At 56.7% G+C, this 19,110-nt stretch carries 21 protein-coding genes and 1 other RNA gene; 11 read left to right on the top strand and 11 right to left on the bottom strand.

Translation table 11 applies throughout. The features are described 5' to 3' along the window. Nucleotides 1–46: 46 nt before the first annotated feature. Together ffs and GV827_RS12100 are read right to left on the bottom strand one after the other, a co-directional pair. Nucleotides 47–144: signal recognition particle sRNA small type (gene ffs, locus GV827_RS12105), an RNA gene on the bottom strand. A gap of 37 nt (nucleotides 145–181) precedes the next feature. Beyond that, nucleotides 182–2,053 carry a 5'-nucleotidase C-terminal domain-containing protein gene (locus tag GV827_RS12100; protein WP_164354057.1) on the bottom strand — a complete coding sequence of 624 codons (1,872 nt, stop codon included), beginning with the start codon at nucleotides 2,051–2,053 and terminating at the stop codon, nucleotides 182–184. A gap of 141 nt (nucleotides 2,054–2,194) precedes the next feature. Between GV827_RS12100 and nudC the strand changes: the two genes are divergently transcribed. Together nudC and GV827_RS12090 are read left to right on the top strand one after the other, a co-directional pair. Beyond that, entirely contained in the window at nucleotides 2,195–3,163 is a 969-nt protein-coding gene (nudC, locus tag GV827_RS12095; RefSeq protein WP_164354056.1) for an NAD(+) diphosphatase, read from the top strand. A gap of 63 nt (nucleotides 3,164–3,226) precedes the next feature. Beyond that, nucleotides 3,227–3,694, top strand: coding sequence for an SRPBCC family protein (locus GV827_RS12090; RefSeq protein ID WP_164354055.1), 468 nt, complete (start codon nucleotides 3,227–3,229; stop codon nucleotides 3,692–3,694). A 40-nt stretch (nucleotides 3,695–3,734) separates the two neighbouring features. On the opposite strand, the gene GV827_RS12085 is transcribed toward GV827_RS12090, so the two are convergent. The 4 genes from GV827_RS12085 to GV827_RS12070 all read right to left on the bottom strand — a co-directional run bounded on the left by GV827_RS12085 (nucleotide 3,735) and on the right by GV827_RS12070 (nucleotide 6,148). After that, entirely contained in the window at nucleotides 3,735–4,283 is a 549-nt protein-coding gene (locus GV827_RS12085) for a helix-turn-helix transcriptional regulator (protein WP_164354054.1), read from the bottom strand. After that, the gene (locus GV827_RS12080) at nucleotides 4,280–4,756 is read right to left on the bottom strand and encodes a cytochrome b/b6 domain-containing protein (RefSeq protein WP_235930335.1); all 477 of its coding nucleotides are present in this window, start codon (nucleotides 4,754–4,756) and stop codon (nucleotides 4,280–4,282) included. The genes GV827_RS12085 and GV827_RS12080 overlap by 4 nt, the downstream gene beginning before the upstream one ends. Before the next feature lie 101 nt (nucleotides 4,757–4,857). Further along, nucleotides 4,858–5,112, bottom strand: a complete 255-nt coding sequence (locus GV827_RS12075; RefSeq protein WP_164354053.1) for a PepSY domain-containing protein — start codon at nucleotides 5,110–5,112, stop codon at nucleotides 4,858–4,860. Nucleotides 5,113–5,305: 193 nt separating this feature from the next. Beyond that, nucleotides 5,306–6,148 carry a prephenate dehydratase gene (locus tag GV827_RS12070; RefSeq protein WP_164354052.1) on the bottom strand — a complete coding sequence of 281 codons (843 nt, stop codon included), beginning with the start codon at nucleotides 6,146–6,148 and terminating at the stop codon, nucleotides 5,306–5,308. A 128-nt stretch (nucleotides 6,149–6,276) separates the two neighbouring features. Here GV827_RS12070 and GV827_RS12065 point away from each other — a divergent pair, with 128 nt between their 5' ends. From GV827_RS12065 to GV827_RS12035, 7 genes are all read left to right on the top strand, one after another. Next, complete coding sequence (locus GV827_RS12065; protein WP_164354051.1) at nucleotides 6,277–6,777, top strand: c-type cytochrome; 501 nt, start codon at nucleotides 6,277–6,279, stop codon at nucleotides 6,775–6,777. Between the two features lie 156 nt (nucleotides 6,778–6,933). Beyond that, on the top strand, nucleotides 6,934–8,862 hold the full coding sequence (locus GV827_RS12060; protein WP_164354050.1) for an extracellular solute-binding protein: 1,929 nt from the start codon (nucleotides 6,934–6,936) through the stop codon (nucleotides 8,860–8,862). A 9-nt stretch (nucleotides 8,863–8,871) separates the two neighbouring features. Beyond that, entirely contained in the window at nucleotides 8,872–9,960 is a 1,089-nt protein-coding gene (locus tag GV827_RS12055) for a microcin C ABC transporter permease YejB (RefSeq protein WP_164354049.1), read from the top strand. Then, the gene (locus GV827_RS12050; protein ID WP_164354048.1) at nucleotides 9,960–11,066 is read left to right on the top strand and encodes an ABC transporter permease; all 1,107 of its coding nucleotides are present in this window, start codon (nucleotides 9,960–9,962) and stop codon (nucleotides 11,064–11,066) included. Before GV827_RS12055 ends, GV827_RS12050 begins: the two co-directional genes overlap by 1 nt. Beyond that, nucleotides 11,063–12,643, top strand: coding sequence for an ABC transporter ATP-binding protein (locus GV827_RS12045; protein WP_164354047.1), 1,581 nt, complete (start codon nucleotides 11,063–11,065; stop codon nucleotides 12,641–12,643). Before GV827_RS12050 ends, GV827_RS12045 begins: the two co-directional genes overlap by 4 nt. A 116-nt stretch (nucleotides 12,644–12,759) precedes the next feature. Then, a complete protein-coding gene (locus GV827_RS12040; protein ID WP_164354046.1) occupies nucleotides 12,760–13,785 on the top strand; it encodes an ABC transporter transmembrane domain-containing protein in 1,026 nt (341 codons plus the stop codon). Between the two features lie 60 nt (nucleotides 13,786–13,845). After that, complete coding sequence (locus tag GV827_RS12035) at nucleotides 13,846–14,619, top strand: DUF2189 domain-containing protein (RefSeq protein WP_164354045.1); 774 nt, start codon at nucleotides 13,846–13,848, stop codon at nucleotides 14,617–14,619. Here the strand turns inward: GV827_RS12035 and GV827_RS12030 are convergent. From GV827_RS12030 to GV827_RS12020, 3 genes are all read right to left on the bottom strand, one after another. Next, on the bottom strand, nucleotides 14,616–14,879 hold the full coding sequence (locus tag GV827_RS12030; RefSeq protein WP_235930334.1) for a DUF6552 family protein: 264 nt from the start codon (nucleotides 14,877–14,879) through the stop codon (nucleotides 14,616–14,618). The genes GV827_RS12035 and GV827_RS12030 overlap by 4 nt on opposite strands. A gap of 72 nt (nucleotides 14,880–14,951) precedes the next feature. Then, nucleotides 14,952–15,110, bottom strand: a complete 159-nt coding sequence (locus GV827_RS12025; RefSeq protein ID WP_204325853.1) for a hypothetical protein — start codon at nucleotides 15,108–15,110, stop codon at nucleotides 14,952–14,954. Between the two features lie 26 nt (nucleotides 15,111–15,136). Then, nucleotides 15,137–15,283, bottom strand: a complete 147-nt coding sequence (locus GV827_RS12020) for a hypothetical protein (protein ID WP_164354043.1) — start codon at nucleotides 15,281–15,283, stop codon at nucleotides 15,137–15,139. A gap of 99 nt (nucleotides 15,284–15,382) precedes the next feature. Between GV827_RS12020 and GV827_RS12015 the strand changes: the two genes are divergently transcribed. Continuing rightward, nucleotides 15,383–16,279 carry a LysR family transcriptional regulator gene (locus tag GV827_RS12015; RefSeq protein WP_164354042.1) on the top strand — a complete coding sequence of 299 codons (897 nt, stop codon included), beginning with the start codon at nucleotides 15,383–15,385 and terminating at the stop codon, nucleotides 16,277–16,279. Here the strand turns inward: GV827_RS12015 and GV827_RS12010 are convergent. Together GV827_RS12010 and GV827_RS12005 are read right to left on the bottom strand one after the other, a co-directional pair. Next, the gene (locus GV827_RS12010; RefSeq protein ID WP_164354041.1) at nucleotides 16,260–17,726 is read right to left on the bottom strand and encodes a D-alanyl-D-alanine carboxypeptidase family protein; all 1,467 of its coding nucleotides are present in this window, start codon (nucleotides 17,724–17,726) and stop codon (nucleotides 16,260–16,262) included. The genes GV827_RS12015 and GV827_RS12010 overlap by 20 nt on opposite strands. A 244-nt stretch (nucleotides 17,727–17,970) precedes the next feature. Next, nucleotides 17,971–18,678 carry an HAD family hydrolase gene (locus GV827_RS12005; RefSeq protein ID WP_164354040.1) on the bottom strand — a complete coding sequence of 236 codons (708 nt, stop codon included), beginning with the start codon at nucleotides 18,676–18,678 and terminating at the stop codon, nucleotides 17,971–17,973. 90 nt (nucleotides 18,679–18,768) lie between these two features. Between GV827_RS12005 and clpS the strand changes: the two genes are divergently transcribed. Further along, the gene (gene clpS / locus GV827_RS12000; RefSeq protein ID WP_164354039.1) at nucleotides 18,769–19,110 is read left to right on the top strand and encodes an ATP-dependent Clp protease adapter ClpS; all 342 of its coding nucleotides are present in this window, start codon (nucleotides 18,769–18,771) and stop codon (nucleotides 19,108–19,110) included.

The raw sequence follows: 19,110 nt of genomic DNA, 5'->3' as shown, positions 1-19,110 counted from the left end.
TTTTCTCAGCACAGACACGTCGTGTATCACAGGCCGTGCGCTGTACTGGTGAGAGATTGATAACGACCCAAGCGGGACTCGTTACGGCTGCTTCCTTCCGGATCTGACCGGGTTGGCGAGGCGCCTGCCCGCACCAACCTCTCGATGCCCATATAGGATGCTAGATGCCCAAACGCAAGCGTCAGAGAGACAGTCGAATGCGTGCTAAACCCTCAGGGTCAGTGCCTTGGTAAATTGGCGAAAGATGCACAATGTCGCGCAGGTACTTGCGGCTTTCGGGGGCGCTTCTGATCACGGCGCTCACAGGATACGGGGTGGCAAACTGCCAAGGCCTGCCCGCCAGATCATACGCATAGTCGCCTTCTTTCAACAGGTCGATCAGGGCAGAGGAAACTGAGGTTTCGCTGCGCAGAATGATCTGGCTTTCGTCAAACTGATGTCCCCCACCGCCACCTGCGGCACGGAACTGAATGGTCGCAAGGACGAAGCTTTGATCCGGTGTTACAGGGCGGCCTTTGTACATGAAACGTACCAGCCGCGTGCCGGCGGGGCGGGTGGGGTCGATGGCGTAATCCAGTCCAAAGATCGTGTCGAAATCAAAGGCAGGGCGGTCCTGTCGCAAAAGCGGCTGATCCGGGTTTTCAGGGGTCAATTGATGAAAAACCCCTGCCGTATGTTCCAGCCAGCGGCGTAAGTCATCACCGTTGACGCGCAGGGCCCAGATTGCATTTCCATAAGGGCTGAGACCCGCCAGATGGCGACGATAGACCGTTCCGGGCGGGATGTGCAGAAAATGCGCAGGGCCGCCGCGTCCGCCAGCGGTATGCGCTGACGCGGTGGCAAGGATGGGCAGATCACGCTCTGGCAGGTCGGCTATGCCACGGGCGATGGCGCGGTACTTTGCGCAAGAGACAAGGGCGCAGGTTGCTGTTGGCGTCGCAAGTGAAAAGAAATTGTGAATTGGTAGGTCGCTGTGACCGCAAGCACGTGCCAGATCCGATCGAAGCGCGTCATGGGCGGGTTTGCAGCGGGCGACGATCCGGGGATCGGGCGGTGTGTCAGGCAGGTTCGGGCGCAGGCAGGCCTGGTGATCCAGCACGCGCCAGCCCAGACCTTCTGACCAGCCAAGTTTTAGGTCTAGAACGGCAAGATCAGACGCTTCAAATCCGGGCATGGCCGCAGGTCTGGAGGCCAAAGCGCCCTTGTCGGTATCCACATGTGCATACCCTTCATGATCTTGTCCGGGCAGGCGACGGTGGGTATGCCCGGATATGATCGCATCGATGCCGTGTATCGTGGCAAGTGCACGCGCGTCATCGGTATATCTCTTCTCAGCCGGACGGCCTTCAAGCCCCATGTGTGCCAGAAGGATCACAAGGTCTGCGCCCTGCTGTCGAAGACGACGCGTTTCCGCTGATACTCTTCTGCGGGCTGAAAGAACGCTGGCATTGCCGCGCAACTGATGTTCGTTCCACACCGCAGTCAGTTCCGGCAGGGCTGACACCAGACCGATATGCAGTACTGACGGGGTCGGATCACTGGCATCTGGAAGCCTGCAGCGGATCAGCGCGTGGTGCACCGCGGGAAATTCAGACGGAAATGCTAGATTGCTGCTGACCACAGGCGCAGAAAGGTGTTTTGCGATATCAGCCAGATAGGCCACGCCATGGTCAAGGTCATGATTGCCAAGCCCCAGGCCGTCATATTGCAGATCGTTCAGACAGGCGACCACAGGATGCGATGGAGTGACCGGCAGCCTGGCCAACTGCTGCCCCAGAACAGACCCTTGCAGCAGATCGCCGTTATCAATCAGAATTGAGGGCATCGCTTGTGCCTTGGCCTCGGCTCTGGCCTCGCGGATCAATGTGGCAAGGCCTGCCAGTCCGTGGTGCTGTGCTGGTCTGTCGAGAGTATAGTCATAACCCAGAAGCTGCATATGGATGTCGGTCGTGGCGAGCACCCGCAAGCAAGCAACGGATTGCCGTGTATCAGCATCGCGCTGACCAAAAGGGCGCACGCCGGGATCATGCAAAGTATGAAGATCGTCTCTCACAGCACCAATAACAACCATTGAGTGTTTTCATTCCTGCATATCAACTCTGGATTATCAAGACGGTTGCTTTGACGGGATTGTGCGTGAGGTGCAGATGGCACACAAAGGCGTTTGACGCGCGACTAAGGCAAAGGACAGCTCATGCGGCATGCGGAGAAGGTGACATTCGGCGGCTCAGGGCTGGACCGGGCAGGAGAGATCCGGGACAACCCGGCCGTGGTGAGATTTGCGCGGGATGCGGCGGACACCCTTGCCGTGGTATTCTGGCGCGGCAAACCCCTGATCAACCGGGCGCGCCCCGCGTCGCTGGTACGTCTGCCGATGGATCATCCCGTTCTTGCAGAGGCGATCGAGGACCCGATCCTGTTGGGCCGTGAGGATGGGGCTGCGCGGTTCGCCGTCGATATTTCAGCATGGGTGCCGGAGAACGTCGATGAGGCAAGCCTTGGTGGTTTTCTGGATCCAACTGAGCAGCAGCATCCCAAACTGTCCGAAGACATGGTGTTCGCAGAGTTACGCCGCGTGATGACTTGGCTGGATGCGCGCGATGCGGAATTGGCGGCAACCGGCAAGGCGATCCTGGGATGGCATCAGACCCATGGTTTTTGTGCGTGTTGCGGGGTGAAGACCGAGATCTGGCAAGCCGGATGGCAGCGTAAGTGTCCGGCCTGCAACGCGGGCCATTTCCCACGGACCGATCCGGTTGTGATCATGCTGATCACGCACGGCAATTCTGTACTGATGGGCCGGTCGCCCGGCTGGCCGCAAGGCATGTATTCATTGCTGGCTGGGTTCATCGAACCCGGCGAGACACTTGAAGCCGCGGTGCGGCGCGAGGTGTTTGAGGAGGCAGGCGTGCACGTCGGGGCCGTTAACTATCTTTCCAGTCAACCCTGGCCTTTCCCGGCCTCTTTGATGTTTGGATGTCAGGGCGAGGCTACAAGCACGCAGATCAATATTGATCCAATAGAAATCGAAGATGCGCTCTGGGTCAGCCGGGAAGAAATGATGGAGGTCTTTGCTGGAAATCACCCGAATATTTTGCCGGCACGTAAAGGGGCTATCGCACACTTTCTACTAGTAAACTGGCTTGCGGACACGTTGGAATGACGCAAGTATTGGTTAACAAAAGGTTAACGAGTATAAGTTGTCGACGTTACGCAGGGCCGTGGTATGAAATTCTCGACCAATGAGGACATCGAAGCACCGATCGATGAGGTGTTTGAGATGTTTTGTGACTTCGAGTCTTTCGAGCGCTCTGCTATGCGGCGAGGGGCCGACGTGCAGCGAACTGACAGGATGACAGTACCTGGCGTTGGCATGACCTGGCGCGCGGCCTTTGAATTGCGCGGCAAACCACGCAAGATTGACCTTGAGATGGTCACTTTTGACCGTCCGCATGAGATTGTCCTTGAAAGCACCTCTCCGGGGATGGTGAGCAGAACAAGTTTTGAATTGATTGCCCTGTCGCGCAACCGCACGCGGATCAGGGTTGAGTTGGAGGTCAAGCCGCTGAACCTGTCGGCGCGTCTATTGGTGCAGTCGCTCAAATTGGCAAAGAATTCACTGACCAAGAAATTCAAGCTGCGTGTGGCAGAGCACGCCAAGGTCATGGAAGAACGCTACGCCCGGCAGGCGTGAGTTTCCGTTAGTTCCGCTGCTGTAACAAATAGGCTGATATCTATCCTGCGTGTCGGTTCGGATTTATCGCATCATTATGTGCAAAGTCGTCTGACATCAGCTCTTCCATGAAAAGACTGATGAACTGCGCACGTCCGTCACTGCCTGACTTGGCATAAACGCGGGTCGCCTGCGCGCGGACAGTGCCGGGGGCGGTATGTCTGACTTGAGCAATGGTTTCATTGTCGAGCCCTTTCAGGATCATGATGGCGACGTCGCGCTCTGCCTCGGTCAGGTTCCAGCCGTCAAAGAAGTCTTGCATGACGTCGGCCATCTGTCCCTGCGCAGCCCGCAACCCTGTGTCCATATCCCCCATGCGGATCAGCAGTCTGCGCAACTCATTCATCAGAAACAGAATACCTGCAATCAGCGATACTGCGGCCAAGGCCTCTAATCCCAGATGTACGTCAGCAATCTGGGCAACCGCTGTGATGTCGGCGAGGACGTCACCTACGAAGAATAATGCGCAAATGGCCTGCAAAAGAATGATCCCGGCAAGCACGGTCGCGCGGCGTTCTTTCGTCTTTGCAAGCCTTCTGGGTCGTTTCATTCCACCTTCGATCCTTGAGGTATGCGCTTGCGTCCACTTACCATGGCGCGGACCAGATTGACACCAGACCGCCACGTATCAAAGCCGACACCGGCAATATGCAGCGCAACGGACAGCAACAGCCAATTGAAAACCACCTCGTGCAGCTCTTCGACCCAGTCGATGCCAAAAAAGCGCAGCGTGGTCATCATGTATCCCGTCACACCAAGGGCGATGATTGTCAGCCACAGATTATAGACCATCAGCGCCCCTAACGGATTGTGTGAGAGATGAACGGTCCTGTCACCGCGAACCACGGATCTTGCGTAGCGCATGGCCCGCGCCGGACTGGGTGGGAATGCAGAAAATCGCGCCTGCGCCGGCCCTATGTTTGCCCAGACAAGACGAATGATCACCAGACCCAAGGCGACGTAGCCAATCCATTCGTGTAGGTCTCCTTCCGGGTCTGTGACAGCGCCGTTCAGCAGGATCATCAGTGCAAGTGATCAGTGGATCATTCGGACCAACGGGTCCCAGACCTGCACCTCGCGGGCGCTGTTGCGCCCGCCCTGTGCATCAGATGTGACTGACATGATCAGCTCTTCAGGTCGAGTTTGGTGATCTTGCCAGTTGCGGGACTGACATAGACTTCGCCCATTTTGCCATCCTTGACAAAATAGACCTCGATTTTGCCGTCTTCCATTTCGGCCTTGCGGACTTCGTAGCCCATCTCAGTCAGTTTGGATTGGACTTCTTCCATGGTGGTGCCAAGCATGGTGTCCATGTTCAGGTCTTCTGCAAATGCAGGCGTCGCCAGCGCGAGAAGTGTGATCAAAGCAAGTTTACGCATATCAATGTCCTTTTCATTGCGGGGGGCGGCGGCAAACTGTGTTGTCGCTCCCTGCAGAACTGGACTGCGAAGGCGTATCGTACCATTGATCCAAAGCTTACGAGACGGCGCATAAGCTCAAGCTTAGAGCGACAAACCGCCCAAAACTGGCTGACTTTGCCTGAACCTCAATGGAAAAGGAAAGTGGGAGGCCTTACCCCCGGCCGGGATGCGCCGGATAAACGCCCAGAATGTCCAATTCGTTTGTGAAGTACCGCAATTCTTCCAGTGCGCGCTGAACGGGCGGATCATCCGGATGGCCTTCGATGTCTGAATAGAACTGCGTTGCCGTGAAGGAACCCCCGACCATATAGCTTTCCAGCTTGGTCATGTTCACACCATTCGTGGCAAAACCGCCCATCGCCTTGTACAGCGCGGCGGGGATGTTCCGGACTTCAAAAACGAAAGTGGTCAGCATCTTTTCGGCACGACGGGACATATCGAGATCGGGTGACATCAGCAGAAACCGGGTGGTGTTGTGATCCAGATCCTCAACATCGCGGGCAAGCACTTTGAGGCCGTGAATGTCTGCCGCGACTTCGCTGGCCAGCACGCCCTCGGTTGAGCCATCGGCGAGCGCCAGTTCCTCGGCGGCACCAGCGCTGTCAGCGGCGGCCTCAAAGGTGATGCCGTGCGCGTCCAGAAAACTGCGCGCCTGTGGCAAAAGGACCATATGGGCACGCACGTGTTTAACGTCAGACAGTTTCACGCCGGGGCGGGCCATCAATGCGATGCGCACGCGCACGAAAGCCTCGGCGATGATGTGCAATCCGCTTTCGGGCAACAGGCGGTGAATGTCAGCAACGCGGCCATAGGTGGTGTTTTCGACCGGTAGCATTGCCAAATCAGCGCGACCGTCCTTCACGGCGCGGATCACCCCTTCGAACGTCGTGCAGGGGACGGGAATCATATCGGGCCGTGCCTGCAGGCAAGCCTCGTGGCTGTACGCGCCCAATGCCCCCTGAAAAGCAATGCGAGGCGTGGTTTTGTCGGACATGGATGCAATCCTTGGTAATAATGTCCCTATTGGGCGTTTGGTCGCGGTAACTACACCTTGCTTGGCGAGAGGGAAAGCAATAGATACCCGCTTGAAAAAGCCTCAATTGACGAAAGACGGACCTAAACATGTTCGACACAATGTTCATCACCAAAGTCGCTGCCGGCCTGTTTGGCGCTTGGCTCATCCTCCTGCTGGGCAAGTGGGGCGCAGAAGAGATTTATCACGCTGAAACACATGGTGAGGCGTCTTACGTGATCGAAGTCGCCGGTGCAGAAGTTGAAGAGCCCGCTGAAGAAATCGATGTCGTGGCACTGGTTGCTTCGGCAGATGTGGGCAAGGGCGAAGCAGTGTTCCGCAAGTGCAGCGCCTGCCACAAGGTTGACGGCACGGACGGTGTCGGTCCGCACCTCAATGGCGTTGTTGGCCGCAATATCGCGGCTGTTGATGGTTTTGGCTATTCGGGCGCGCTGGCGGGTATCGATGGCGATTGGACGGCAGAGAATTTGTACGGATTTCTGCTGAACCCCAAAGGTTGGGCGCCCGGCACGTCAATGGGCTTTGCCGGCCTGAAGAAGGCCGATGACAAGGCGAACGTGATTGCCTATCTCGCTTCTCTAGCGGAATAACCTTGATAAGAACAGTTTTTGGGCCGCCCTTGTTGGGGCGGCCTTTTTCGTTGGGTTGTTTCACTAGATAACATATTCGCAACTTGTATCTTGGCAGGCCCGGCCTTTAGCTTACATGAACCGACAAGCTGATTTGCGATGCAAAGGATGTGCCAGATGACAAAAGCCACGACACGTGCTGCAAGCGACCTCACCCACGAGAGAAACTGGAGAAACTGGATGGCGTTTCTGGTGTTTGGATTCGCTCTGATCGCCGCAAGCGGCACGCGGGCGCAGGAGGAAACGGTCAAGAGCCATGGCTACTCTTTTTTCGGTGATCTGAAATATGGTCCTGACTACACGCATTTTGATTACGTAAATCCCGATGCCCCCAAGGGTGGAGAAATTTCGATCGCCACGTTGGGCACATTCGATTCCATGAATCCCTACAGCCGCAAGGGCAGGGGGGGCGCACTGTCGACCGTGATGTACGAGAGTTTGTTGGGTGAGGGCGTCAACGTGGCGACTCCTGCTGACGTTTATGCCGAATACTACTGCCTTTTGTGCGAGAGCCTTGAATACGACGTCGATAAGAACTGGGTGATCTTTTACATGCGTCCTGAAGCGCGGTTCTCGGACGGGACACCCGTCACTGCACATGACGTGGCTTTCAGCCAGCAATTGATACTTGAGCAGGGGCTGCGCTCTTACGCCGATGCGGTCAGCAAGCGAATTCAGGACATTGAAGTCATCGACGATCATACGATCAAGTACTCCTTTACCCCCGGGATATCGCGGCGCAGCCTGATCGAGGTGGTGGGGGGCATGTCTGTCTGGTCCAAGAAGTGGTACGAAGAGACCGGTGCACGGCTTGATGAAAGCAGACTTGAGACGTCCCCCGGCTCCGGTGCCTACATGATTGAAGAAATCGATGTGAACCGCCGCATCACCTACAAACGGAACCCTGATTATTGGGGGGCTGATCTGCCCTTCAACAAGGGGCGGAACAACTTTGATCGCATCCGTATCGAGTATTTTGGTGACGAGAATTCCGCCTTCGAGGCCTTCAAGGCGGGCGAATATACATTCCGTAACGAAGGCAATTCGCGTCAGTGGGCAAAGGCCTATGATTTTCCAAAAGTTCAGAACGGCCACATCGTAAAGAAAGAATTGCCTGATGGCGCCCCTCCGACGCCGAACGGGATCATTTTCAACCTTGGTCGCGAAGTTCTCAAGGACAAGAGAGTGCGCGAAGCGGTCTCGTTGGGATTCAATTTCGAATGGACAAATGAATCTCTTCAGTATGGGCTTTTCAAGCCGCGTGCGTCGTTCAATCAGGACACACCCTTGATGGCCACCGGCACGCCTCAAGGGGCGGAGTTGGCCTTCCTGCAGTCTTTGGGTGATCTGGTGCCACCGGACATGCTGACCGAAGAGGCGCGGATCCCGCACACGTCAAGCGCGTCACGGCTGCTGGACCGGCGTAATTTGCGCAAGGCGATGTCCTTGCTGGATGAGGCCGGATGGGCAGTCGGGGACGATGGCAAGCGGCGGAACGCGGCAGGGCAGCCTCTGCGCCTGACGTTTCTGCTGAACTCCGCCGGGTCCGCAACGTTGTCGGCAGTGATCGAAAACTTCATGTCGAACCTTCAGGGGATGGGCATCGAAGCGGTGCTGGAGAAGGTCGATGCCTCTCAGTACACGGCGCGCGAGCGGGATCGGGATTATGATCTGGTGTTCGACTCCTACATTCCGTTCCTGAGCACCGGAGGTGGGTTGCAGCAGGTTTACGGGTCCGAGGCTTCGGAATACTCCGTCTTTAACCCTGCTGGACTGGCCAGCCCGCTGGTTGATGAGATCATTGAAGCCTCTCAGCGTGCGACAACCAAAGAAGACACCGATGTCACGCTGATCGCACTGGACCGGGCCTTGCGCCATGAGCTGTTCATGATCCCCGTTTGGTACAACGACGCGCATTGGGTTGCCTATTATGACCAGTACGAGCACCCGGACGTCATCCCGTCCTACGGGTTGGGCTACCTGGACTTCTGGTGGTACAACCAAGACAAGGCCCAGGCCTTGCGCGCCGCTGGTGCACTGAGGTAAGCGCGACCCATGGGCGCCTACATTCTAAGACGGCTTTTGCTGATCATTCCGACGTTGTTCGGGATCATGCTGATCAACTTTGCGCTGGTGCAATTTGTCCCCGGTGGCCCGGTTGAGCAGGCTATCGCGCGGGCGCAGGGCGGAGGCGATGTCTTTGGCGGGTTCACCGGCGCCGGAAATGACGCGGGCGATACCGAGATTTCGGGCGGAAACGAGAATTACGTAGGTGCACGGGGGTTGCCTCCGGAATTCATCGCAGAGCTTGAACGCGAGTTCGGCTTTGACAAACCACCTGTTGAACGGTTCTTCAATATGATGTGGAACTACATGCGCCTCGACTTTGGAGAGAGCTATTTCAGGTCGATCGGTGTGATTGATCTTGTGAAGGAAAAGCTGCCTGTGTCGATCACGCTTGGCTTGTGGTCAACATTGATTGCCTATCTGGTGTCGATCCCCTTGGGCATCCGCAAGGCGATCAAGGACGGCAGCGGGTTCGATACCTGGACCTCTGGCATGATAATCATCGCATATGCGATACCCGGGTTTTTGTTCGCGATTATGCTGCTGGTCCTGTTCGCGGGCGGGTCTTACTGGCAGATTTTCCCGCTTAGGGGGCTGACCTCTGACAACTTTGAGCAGTTGTCATTGCTTGGCAAAGTGGCAGATTATTTCTGGCATATCACCCTGCCGGTGCTTGCCTCGACAATCAGTGCCTTCGCGACGTTAACACTGCTGACCAAGAACAGCTTTCTGGATGAGATCAAGAAACACTACGTGATGACAGCGCGGGCCAAGGGCCTGTCAGAGCGCAAGGTGCTTTATGGTCATGTCTTCCGCAACGCGATGTTGATCGTGATCGCGGGTTTCCCGGCGGTGTTTATCGGGGTCTTCTTTGGCGGGTCGCTGATTATTGAGACAATCTTCAGCCTGGATGGCCTCGGGCGTCTGGGGTTTGAGGCAGCGGTCGCGCGGGACTATCCAATCGTCTTTGGCACCCTCTTTATCTTTGGCCTTATCGGTCTGTTGGTCGGTATCCTGTCAGACCTGATGTACGTTTTGGTCGATCCGCGCATCGACTTTGAGCGGAGGGAAGGCTGATGGCACTGTCTCCGCTGAATGAACGCCGCTGGCGCAACTTCAAGAAAAACCGGCGCGCCTATTGGTCGCTTTGGATTTTCGCGGTGCTTTTCACCGTCTCGCTGTTTGCGGAGTTTGTTGCGAACGACAAACCGATCCTGGTGAACTATCGCGGCGACTATTACATGCCGATCTTTAATTTCTATGCCGAGACAGAGTTTGGCGGTGATTTTCAGACTGAAGCGGTCTACCGCGACCCTGAGGTGAAATGCCTGATCGCGACGGGTGGTCTGGACCTTTGCTTTGACGATCCCGAAGGATACATCGAAGACGCACAAGACGGCATGATCGAGGGTGAACAGATCGAGAAAGGATGGTCCATCTGGCCCATCATTCCGTATTCCTTCAACACGGCTGTGGACCGGCCGGGTGCCGCGCCGCTGCCACCGAATGAGCAGAACTGGCTTGGGACCGATGGCACCAAACGGGACGTAATGGCCCGCGTCATTCATGGTTTCCGCCTGTCGATCCTTTTCACCCTGATCGTGACTGGGCTCGCATCCTTGATCGGTATTTTTGCCGGAGCGGTACAAGGGTTCTTTGGCGGGTGGCTGGACCTTATTTTTCAGCGGATCATCGAGATATGGTCATCTACACCATCGCTTTACGTGATCATCATCATGTTCGCGATCCTGGGGCGAAGTTTTTGGTTGCTGGTCTTTCTGTTGGTGCTGTTCAGCTGGACGTCACTGGTCGGGGTCGTCAGGGCAGAGTTTCTCCGGGCGCGTAACCTTGAATATGTCCGCGCGGCGCGGGCGCTTGGGGTGTCCAACGGCACGATCATGTTCCGCCATATGCTGCCGAATGCGATGGTCGCGACATTGACGATGCTGCCGTTTATCATCACCGGCACGATATCCACGCTGGCGATTCTCGACTATCTTGGCTTTGGCCTGCCGTCCTCTGCCCCCTCATTGGGAGAGCTGACATTGCAGGCCACGCAGAACCTGCAAGCCCCGTGGCTCGCGTTCACGGCATTCTTTACGTTTGCCATCATGCTGTCGCTGCTTGTCTTTATCTTTGAAGGTATCCGCGATGCCTTTGATCCTCGAAAGACCTTCTCATGAGCGCGCTGTTAGAGGTCAAAGACCTGTCGGTGTCGTTCCGACAGGATGGCAAGCTTACCCAGGCGGTGCGCAACGTGAGCTTTGCGGTCGAGCGGGGCGAAACGGTGGCGCTGGTGGGTGAATCTGGATCTGGCAAATCGGTTTCTGCGCTCTCCACCGTGTCACTGCTTGGTGACAGCGCACAGGTAACTGGCTCCGTCACCTATGACGGCCAGCAGATGATTGGTGCCGATGAAAAGATGCTCCGCAAGGTGCGCGGCAACGACATCAGCTTTATCTTTCAGGAGCCGATGACATCGCTGAACCCGCTGCACACCATTGAAAAGCAGTTGGCCGAAAGTCTGGCACTGCATCAGGGGATTGCGGGCGCGACGGCGCGCGCGCGCATTCTTGAACTGCTTGAGAAAGTAGGGATTCAGGACGCGCAAAGCCGTCTGGGGGCCTATCCCCACCAGTTGTCCGGCGGTCAGCGACAACGCGTTATGATCGCGATGGCGCTGGCGAACAAGCCCGATGTACTGATCGCGGACGAGCCGACGACGGCGCTGGACGTGACGATACAGGCACAGATCCTCGACCTTTTAAAAGAACTCAAGGACAGCGAGGGGATGGGGCTGCTGTTCATCACACACGATCTTGGCATCGTGCGCCGCATTGCTGATCGCGTCTGTGTCATGCAGCAGGGCGAGATCGTTGAGCAGGGTCCGACGAAAGACATTTTCGAGAACCCCCAACATCCATACACAATAAAGCTGCTGAGCGCCGAACCGACGGGGGAGCCTGCCCCGGTCCCGGAGGGCGCAGAAGAGATTGTAAAGACAGATCACCTCAAGATCTGGTTCCCCATTACCGAAGGTTTGCTGCGGCGCACTGTCGGACACGTGAAGGCTGTGAACGACGCTACGCTTTCTGTGCGTGCGGGCGAAACATTGGGGATCGTGGGCGAGTCTGGCTCTGGCAAGACGACGCTTGCACTTGGTATCATGCGCTTGATCGCTTCTGACGGCGGCATCACGTTCATGGATCAGGACGTGCGCAAATGGTCCACGCGGGAATTGCGGCGGTTGCGCAAGGACATGCAGATCGTTTTTCAGGACCCTTTCGGATCGCTCAGCCCGCGGATGACCTGCTTTCAGATCATCGCGGAGGGGCTGACCATCCACAAGGTAGACCCGGACCGCAATCAGCGCGAGCTGGTCCATGAGGTGATGCTTGAAGTTGGTCTCGACCCCGCAACGATGGATCGGTATCCGCATGAGTTCTCAGGCGGACAGCGCCAGCGTATCGCGATTGCCCGCGCCATGGTGTTGCGCCCGCGGCTGTTGGTGTTGGATGAGCCGACCTCCGCGCTTGATATGACGGTACAGGTACAGATCGTCGATTTGCTGCGCAGTCTGCAGGTGAAATACGGTCTGGCCTATCTGTTCATCAGCCACGATCTGAACGTTGTCCGCGCAATGTCGCACAAGGTGCTGGTGATGAAGCGCGGCGATGTCGTGGAATACGGACCGGTTGCCGATCTCTATGAGCGCCCACAGTCCAGCTACACCCGGACGCTACTTCAGGCGGCAACCTGACCGTCAGAGGGCATTTTGCGGTGCCTTTCCCTCTGATCATGGACACGTGACCGACAAGACTTTGATTTTGACCTAGAACAGTGTCACTGCTTGCTGGGAAGAACGAGAGCAAGCCTATGCCCCCGCGCGAAATGCCCCAGTCGGTTTACCGTTACATCTTTCGCTATTCAAAATGGCGGCAAATCGTCGTCATCTGCATGACACTCGCACTCTTACCACTTGCGCCGGTGCCGTTGGAGCTTCAGCGGCGGATGCTGGATGATGCCGTTGCAAACGGCAACGTCAGCCTGTTGATCCAGCTTGCGGGCCTTTACGTTCTTGCTCTTTTGACCGCTGCGGGCCTCAAGTTTGCCATGCGCGTCCAGCGAGAGTTGATATCAGCGCGAATTGTCCACGCTCTGCGGCGCTCTGTTTACTATCATATCTACACCATCACGCCGCCGTCGCTGATGACGGCCAGTGAGAACGGCGATGACGTGGTCGATGAAGGGGCTGTGGTGTCGATGCTGTCCAGCGAAACCGAAAAACTGGGCGGGTTTGCAGGATCGGCAATCTCCGGGCCGTTGCTGCAGATCGGGACGCTCTGCACCGTGCTGGGGTACATGTTTTACATCGAACCGATGGTCGCAGGCATCGCGCTGGCGCTCTACACCCCGCAGTTCATTATCGTGCCGATCTTTCAGGCGCGCATGAACCGGCTGGCGGCGGAAAAGGCGATTACCGTGCGCAGCTTGGGTAATTTCATCGTCGATAATGCAGAACCTGACTTGCTCGACAAACCGCCGCCAGACGGGTTCACGAAGCTGACGGACCAGATTTTGCAATTACGAACGCGCTTTTTGATGGTCAAGAACATCATGAAAACACTGAATAATCTGCTCATCTCTCTGGGGCCATTCGGCGTTATCGCCTGGGGCGGTTATCTGGTGATCCAGGGAGAAGTCGAAGTGGGCGTGATCCTGGCCTTCGTGTCTGGCCTTGAACGTCTGGGTGGACCCATACGTGAACTGATCGGGTCATATGGTGCCATCACGGACGCGCATATGCGGTACGGCATCCTGATTGACAGCTTTCCCAAAGGCATGGATCCAGAAGTGACAGAGCCGATGCCCCCCTTGGCCGGGCAGCGCAAGAAAAGTTGAACACGAGTGTCAGACATCAGAAAGTTTTGATTTTTCCTGAAATCGGGCGATAGTGTCTGCATGACTGAAAGACCTCATGGCCCGCCATCACTGCGTCGTCCAACGCCCAGTGATTTCACTTCTGCCCTGTCGATGGGATTTCGCGACTTCATTGCCAATCCCATCCCGGATCTTGTGTTTGCCAGCTTCTTCGTCATCGCCGGATTGTTGATGACCTGGATCACATATGTGACGGGTCATACCTTTTGGTTGATCTTGGCCGTCATGGGATTTCCGCTTGTCGGCACGCTGGGCGCGGTGGGGTTTTATGAGCTCAGCCGTCGCCGGTCCGAAGGGGATGCAGCCGGCTTTGGTGAGGTGTTCAGCGAGGTCTGGTCACAACGCGGCGGGCAATTACCATGGCTCTCTGCCATCATCATCGTCACGTTCATGTTCTGGTTCTTTCTGGGCCATATGATCTTTGCGCTTTTTCTCGGGCTTTCCCCGATGACCAATGTGTCGTCGTCACTGGAGGTTTTCCTGACCGCTGAAGGGCTGTCGATGCTGGGGTTTGGCAGTGCTGTCGGCGCGATCTTTGCGATCTTTGTTTTTGCAATCAGCGTTTTGGGCATGCCGATGCTGCTGGACCGTGACGTGGATTTTATCACGGCACTTCTCAAATCCATTGGCGCGGTGGCTGAAACCTTCGGTGCCTACTTGATGTGGGGATTGTTCATCGCTGCCGTGACATTGGCGGCGATGATGCCGTTGTTTCTGGGGCTTTTTATCGCCATGCCCGTGCTTGGGCACGCGACGTGGCATCTTTATAAATTGGTATCTGACACGGACGCTTAGGCGGTGATCAGTCCGGCGATCATGGCGGCCAGGGCCACGACGTGAATGAGCATGATCGCTTTGTCACGCCACAACAGGCCCACGCTGAACCAGCCAACAAGGCCAATCAGGAACAGATAGATGTTGAGGGGCGTGAACCCGAACGCTGTCGCTGAATAACCCATGATCTGCAAGATAGAGGCTATCCACTTGACGATGAGGATAAAGTGTTCGCGTTCGATCAGGCGCGAGGAGGCAGGAAAGTGATGAGTAGAAGACATCTCAAATAACCTTTGCATATGACATGGCGAGCGGCCCGAGGAACGCCGCCTGAACCTGCTCTGAGCTCATATTTACGCAGCCAAATGACTGTACTTTGGCGCCGCGTGCATCAGCGATAACCGTGACCTCGTAGCCAAAATCTCGGCGGCCTTGGCCGCCATATGGTCCATCTGGTCAACGGACCACAGGCCGCCGGTGAAATAGTCGTTCTGGATATCAATGATGATCAACGCGTTGTTTTGAGGCAATGGCTTGCTCACAGTTTTCTGAGATCAACCAGAACGGTCTTGGGGCGAGAGAACCAGCGGCGGCGCGCGCCCTTGTTCTTTGAGGGAACCTCGTGAAGCTCGACCCCGGTCGTGCGGGTCGCGGTCATAAAGGACTGCGCATAGATATTTAACATTTCATTTCCTTTCGTGATTGACTTGGTGCCATCATTTATGGGGAAATGACGCATCTATACGAGTCATCGAAATTCAATTTATGTAAGCTGAGATTTAATATGAACTGGCGTATCCTGCCCCCGCTTTCTGCTTTGCGCGCCTTTGCGGCCTTTGCGGAGACGCGCAATGTCACAGCAGCAGGCGAGGCGTTGGGCGTCAGCCATGCAGCAATCAGCCAGCAATTGCGCGCGTTGGAGCAACATCTTGATGTGACTTTGCTGGACCGGTCGGGCCGCAATCTTGAACTGACAACTGACGGGGGCCGATTGGCATCCGTGCTGCAAGATGTGTTTGGGGACATGATCGAGGTCGTCGAAGAGATCACCGGTCAACAAGCCACGCGCCCGCTGCATATTTCTGTTACCCCAACCTTTGCCGCATCATGGCTGATGCCGCGCTTGCCAAAGTTTCGGGCCATTCATCCCAATGTGGATCTGATGATTGATCCTTCAGCAAATGTGGTTTCCCTGGGCGCGGACGGGATTGATGTGGCCGTCCGCTATGGCACCGGCCCGTGGCCCGGCGTGGAGGCCGAAATGCTGCTGCAATCGCCCATGGTTGTTGTCGCGGCGCCGTCACTGGTTGGAGACAAGCCAATTACTGACCTGAACCAGTTGGCCGAGTACCCTTGGCTCGAAGAATTCGGCACCTCGGAAGGTACCCGTTGGTTGCGGCGGTTTGGCGTATCGGAAATGACAAAGGGAATGATGCAGGTGCCGGGCAACCTGATGCTGGATGGCGCTCGGGACGGTCAGGGGGTTGCTGTCACAGTGCGCGAATTTGTGGCCCGCGATGTCGCGGCGGGCCGCCTCAGGGAATTGCATGTCGAGGAAACGCCAGACGCCGGGTATCACATCGTCACGCGCCCCGGCGTGTTGCGGCAGTCGGTCAAGGATTTTGTATCCTGGCTGCGCCGCGAGGCGCGGGAGGCAGGGGTCAACCCGGCCCGATCATAAAGCAACTGATGTTGCGTGCCGCCAAGCGACGACAGGCCAGGTCAGCGCTCTCACGGGTCATGCCAAGGAAGTTGGCGTCGAACCCCTGCGGTCGGCGTACGACCTTCCTTAGGGTGCCATCCAGTGTCGCCATCTCGGTCAGTGCCGTCTTCAGCAAGATCTTTTCAGCGGCGTAGCGGCTGGGGTAGCGGCCAACGTTCACACCCCAATGACGTCCTCCAGAGGTTGAGACGCGGGTAACGATCTCTTGTTCAACCACACGCTTCTTGCGGGCGGCCGTTACAACGGGGGTGGTTCTGGGTCGTAATGCGGGGCGAATGGACGCGTTCGCCGAAACCCGTGTCACTTGTGGTTTCGGGGCGGGGGCAGGGGTTGTCACCGCTTCTTGCAGCGCTGCGGTGATGTCGGCGTTTGTCACAGGTGCTTCGGCAGCCGTGGCAACCAGGACCGGGGCCTGTGTTCCAGGGCGCAACATCGGGCGTTTGGAGGTCTTTACAGCGCCAACAAGACGAATGGTTTTGCCCGCGCCACCCGCGGTGGAACCGGGGTTCACGCTTGGCTTCGCCGGGGCGGCTTCGACATCCGCGTAAACAGGTGCCTTCGGTTTGCGCAGCGGCGCACGCGACGGTGCGCGACGAAAACCAAGATCCATCAGTTCGGCTACCTTGGCGTTGCGCGAGGTTGTGGACTTGCCCCCAAAGACCGTTACGATGATCCGCTCATTCCCGCGTTCGGCGGAGGCTGTCAGATTGAAACCTGCGGCGCGGGTGTAGCCGGTTTTGATACCGTCTGCACCCTTGTAGGAGTTCAGGAAGCGGCGATTGGTATGGCTGACCTTGCGCACACCGGCATCGGCGGTGATCCGGGAGAACAGATTGTAGTACTGAGGGAAATCATAGAGCAGATGCCGCCCCATGATGGTCATGTCGTGCGCGGTGGACAGATGTCCGGCTTCGGTCAGGCCGTGCATGTTCTTAAAGGTTGTGCGCGTCATGCCCAAGGCCTTGGCCGTGCGGTTCATCCGGCGGGCAAAGCGTGCTTCGGAGCCTGAAATGGCCTCGCCGATCGCGGTGGCGGCATCATTGGCGGATTTCACAGCCGCCGCGCGGATGAGATAGCGCAAAGCGATGCGTTGGCCGGGGCGCAGGCCAAGTTTGCTGGGGGGCTCCGCTGCGGCCTTCTTCGAAATCGTAACCTTGCTGTCGAGAGAGATTTCGCCCCGCTTGATCGCTTCAAAGGCAACGTAGAGCGTCATCATCTTGGTCAGCGATGCAGGATGCAGGCGTGTATCCGCGTTGCGGGAATGCAGTACCTTTCCGGTGCGGGCATCCATCACATAGGCAGCATAGGGCGCTGCGATCGCGCTGAGGGGCACGAGTACAAGTAACCAAATCGCAGTAATGAAAAACAACCCGAAACGGGCCGACGATACGCGTCGCGCCTTCATGATAACCTGCCTTTTTCTGCCTCAGACCGCCGATTTTTCGACTGGCCATATTTTTATAAGAAAATGCTAACACAGGTCGGGTTTTCGATAAACCCTTTGAATCAAGGGAATTAGGCAAAATTGCCGCTGTGCGGTGTCAACATTTTGCGGTATGCGCGAAGGGCCCCACCATAGGGGGTATTATGGCAGGAATGTGGCGGGAATGAGGCCGGATTGCCCCGGTTTGAGTCTCGGATTTTGAGGGTCAGGCACGGGTGACAGATCGAATATGATCGGGCAGCGCGCCAAGGTCTGGCAGTTCGGTAAATCGGGCCGTATCTGCGGGGGGCTGCGCATGTTCAATGGCCCAGGTCAGTGCATGCGGGACATATACGCCCCAGCCGCCCGCTGTGATCATCGGTACCACGTCCGATGCCATCGAATTGCCTGCCATCAACCCCTGATCGGCTCCGGTGCCGTGGCGGATGAATATTTCGGCATAGACTGCCGGTGTCTTGTCCGACACGATCTCGATCGCGTCAAAATGATCACGCAATCCGGACTGCGCCAGCTTGCGTTCCTGATCGAGGAGGTCGCCCTTGGTGATCAGGATCAATTTGTAATCATTTCGCAGTGCCCGCACCGTGTCCTCGGCGTGCGGCAGCAGTTCAATCGGATGCGAGAGCATATCACGCCCCGCATCAAGGATTTCCGCAATCACGCTGGCAGGCACTTTGCCCTCGGTAACCTCGACCGCCGTTTCGATCATCGACAGGGTGAAGCCTTTGATCCCAAAGCCATAATGCGGCAGGTTGCGGCGTTCAGCAGCCAAAAGCCGCTCCATCAGGTGATCTTTCTCAGTATGGTCGCGCAGCAGGTCGGCGAAATGGTCCTGCGTCATCGCGAAAAACCGTTCGTTGTGCCAAAGCGTGTCATCTGCATCAAGGCCGACAGTTGTCAGTGTCACGCTCATTTGCCGCATCCCTCTTTTCTAAATCCCGCAGGAGGTTATATAACGCCTCTCACGACTCGTAACCACGTAACTCAACCCATCGGAGCAGCAATGCGCCTTGATGACTTCATGATGGCAGATCGGTCGGACGAAGACGGTGAAACCGGCCTTCTGACCAAAGCCAAGCCCAAGACCAAGCGGCCACCACTATATAAGGTGTTGCTGCTTAACGATGATTTCACGCCAATGGAATTTGTAGTGCATGTGCTTGAGCGGTTTTTTGGACTCAACCACGCCCAGGCGTTCGAGATCATGCTGACAGTCCATAAGAAGGGTCTGGCGGTGGTTGGCGTGTTTAGCCACGAGATTGCCGAGACAAAGGTTGCGCAGGTGATGGATTTTGCGCGGCGTCATCAGCACCCGCTGCAATGCACCATGGAAAAAGAAGAATAG

The sequence above is a fragment of the Sulfitobacter sediminilitoris genome (genome assembly GCF_010667575.1).
GTDB lineage: Bacteria > Pseudomonadota > Alphaproteobacteria > Rhodobacterales > Rhodobacteraceae > Sulfitobacter > Sulfitobacter sediminilitoris.
This window is presented reverse-complemented; position numbering and strand designations above follow the sequence as displayed.

Excerpts from the sequence above, each read along its gene's own strand:
- nudC (WP_164354056.1), top strand. The coding sequence starts at position 2,195 with ATGCGGCATGCGGAGAAGGTGACATTCGGCGGCTCAGGGCTGGACCGG.
- GV827_RS12090 (WP_164354055.1), top strand. The coding sequence starts at position 3,227 with ATGAAATTCTCGACCAATGAGGACATCGAAGCACCGATCGATGAGGTG.
- GV827_RS12085 (WP_164354054.1), bottom strand. The coding sequence starts at position 4,283 with ATGAAACGACCCAGAAGGCTTGCAAAGACGAAAGAACGCCGCGCGACC.
- GV827_RS12080 (WP_235930335.1), bottom strand. The coding sequence starts at position 4,756 with ATGATCCTGCTGAACGGCGCTGTCACAGACCCGGAAGGAGACCTACAC.
- GV827_RS12075 (WP_164354053.1), bottom strand. The coding sequence starts at position 5,112 with ATGCGTAAACTTGCTTTGATCACACTTCTCGCGCTGGCGACGCCTGCA.
- GV827_RS12070 (WP_164354052.1), bottom strand. The coding sequence starts at position 6,148 with ATGTCCGACAAAACCACGCCTCGCATTGCTTTTCAGGGGGCATTGGGC.
- GV827_RS12065 (WP_164354051.1), top strand. The coding sequence starts at position 6,277 with ATGTTCGACACAATGTTCATCACCAAAGTCGCTGCCGGCCTGTTTGGC.
- GV827_RS12060 (WP_164354050.1), top strand. The coding sequence starts at position 6,934 with ATGACAAAAGCCACGACACGTGCTGCAAGCGACCTCACCCACGAGAGA.
- GV827_RS12055 (WP_164354049.1), top strand. The coding sequence starts at position 8,872 with ATGGGCGCCTACATTCTAAGACGGCTTTTGCTGATCATTCCGACGTTG.
- GV827_RS12050 (WP_164354048.1), top strand. The coding sequence starts at position 9,960 with ATGGCACTGTCTCCGCTGAATGAACGCCGCTGGCGCAACTTCAAGAAA.
- GV827_RS12045 (WP_164354047.1), top strand. The coding sequence starts at position 11,063 with ATGAGCGCGCTGTTAGAGGTCAAAGACCTGTCGGTGTCGTTCCGACAG.
- GV827_RS12040 (WP_164354046.1), top strand. The coding sequence starts at position 12,760 with ATGCCCCCGCGCGAAATGCCCCAGTCGGTTTACCGTTACATCTTTCGC.
- GV827_RS12035 (WP_164354045.1), top strand. The coding sequence starts at position 13,846 with ATGACTGAAAGACCTCATGGCCCGCCATCACTGCGTCGTCCAACGCCC.
- GV827_RS12030 (WP_235930334.1), bottom strand. The coding sequence starts at position 14,879 with ATGTCTTCTACTCATCACTTTCCTGCCTCCTCGCGCCTGATCGAACGC.
- GV827_RS12020 (WP_164354043.1), bottom strand. The coding sequence starts at position 15,283 with ATGTTAAATATCTATGCGCAGTCCTTTATGACCGCGACCCGCACGACC.
- GV827_RS12015 (WP_164354042.1), top strand. The coding sequence starts at position 15,383 with ATGAACTGGCGTATCCTGCCCCCGCTTTCTGCTTTGCGCGCCTTTGCG.
- GV827_RS12010 (WP_164354041.1), bottom strand. The coding sequence starts at position 17,726 with ATGAAGGCGCGACGCGTATCGTCGGCCCGTTTCGGGTTGTTTTTCATT.
- GV827_RS12005 (WP_164354040.1), bottom strand. The coding sequence starts at position 18,678 with ATGAGCGTGACACTGACAACTGTCGGCCTTGATGCAGATGACACGCTT.
- clpS (WP_164354039.1), top strand. The coding sequence starts at position 18,769 with ATGCGCCTTGATGACTTCATGATGGCAGATCGGTCGGACGAAGACGGT.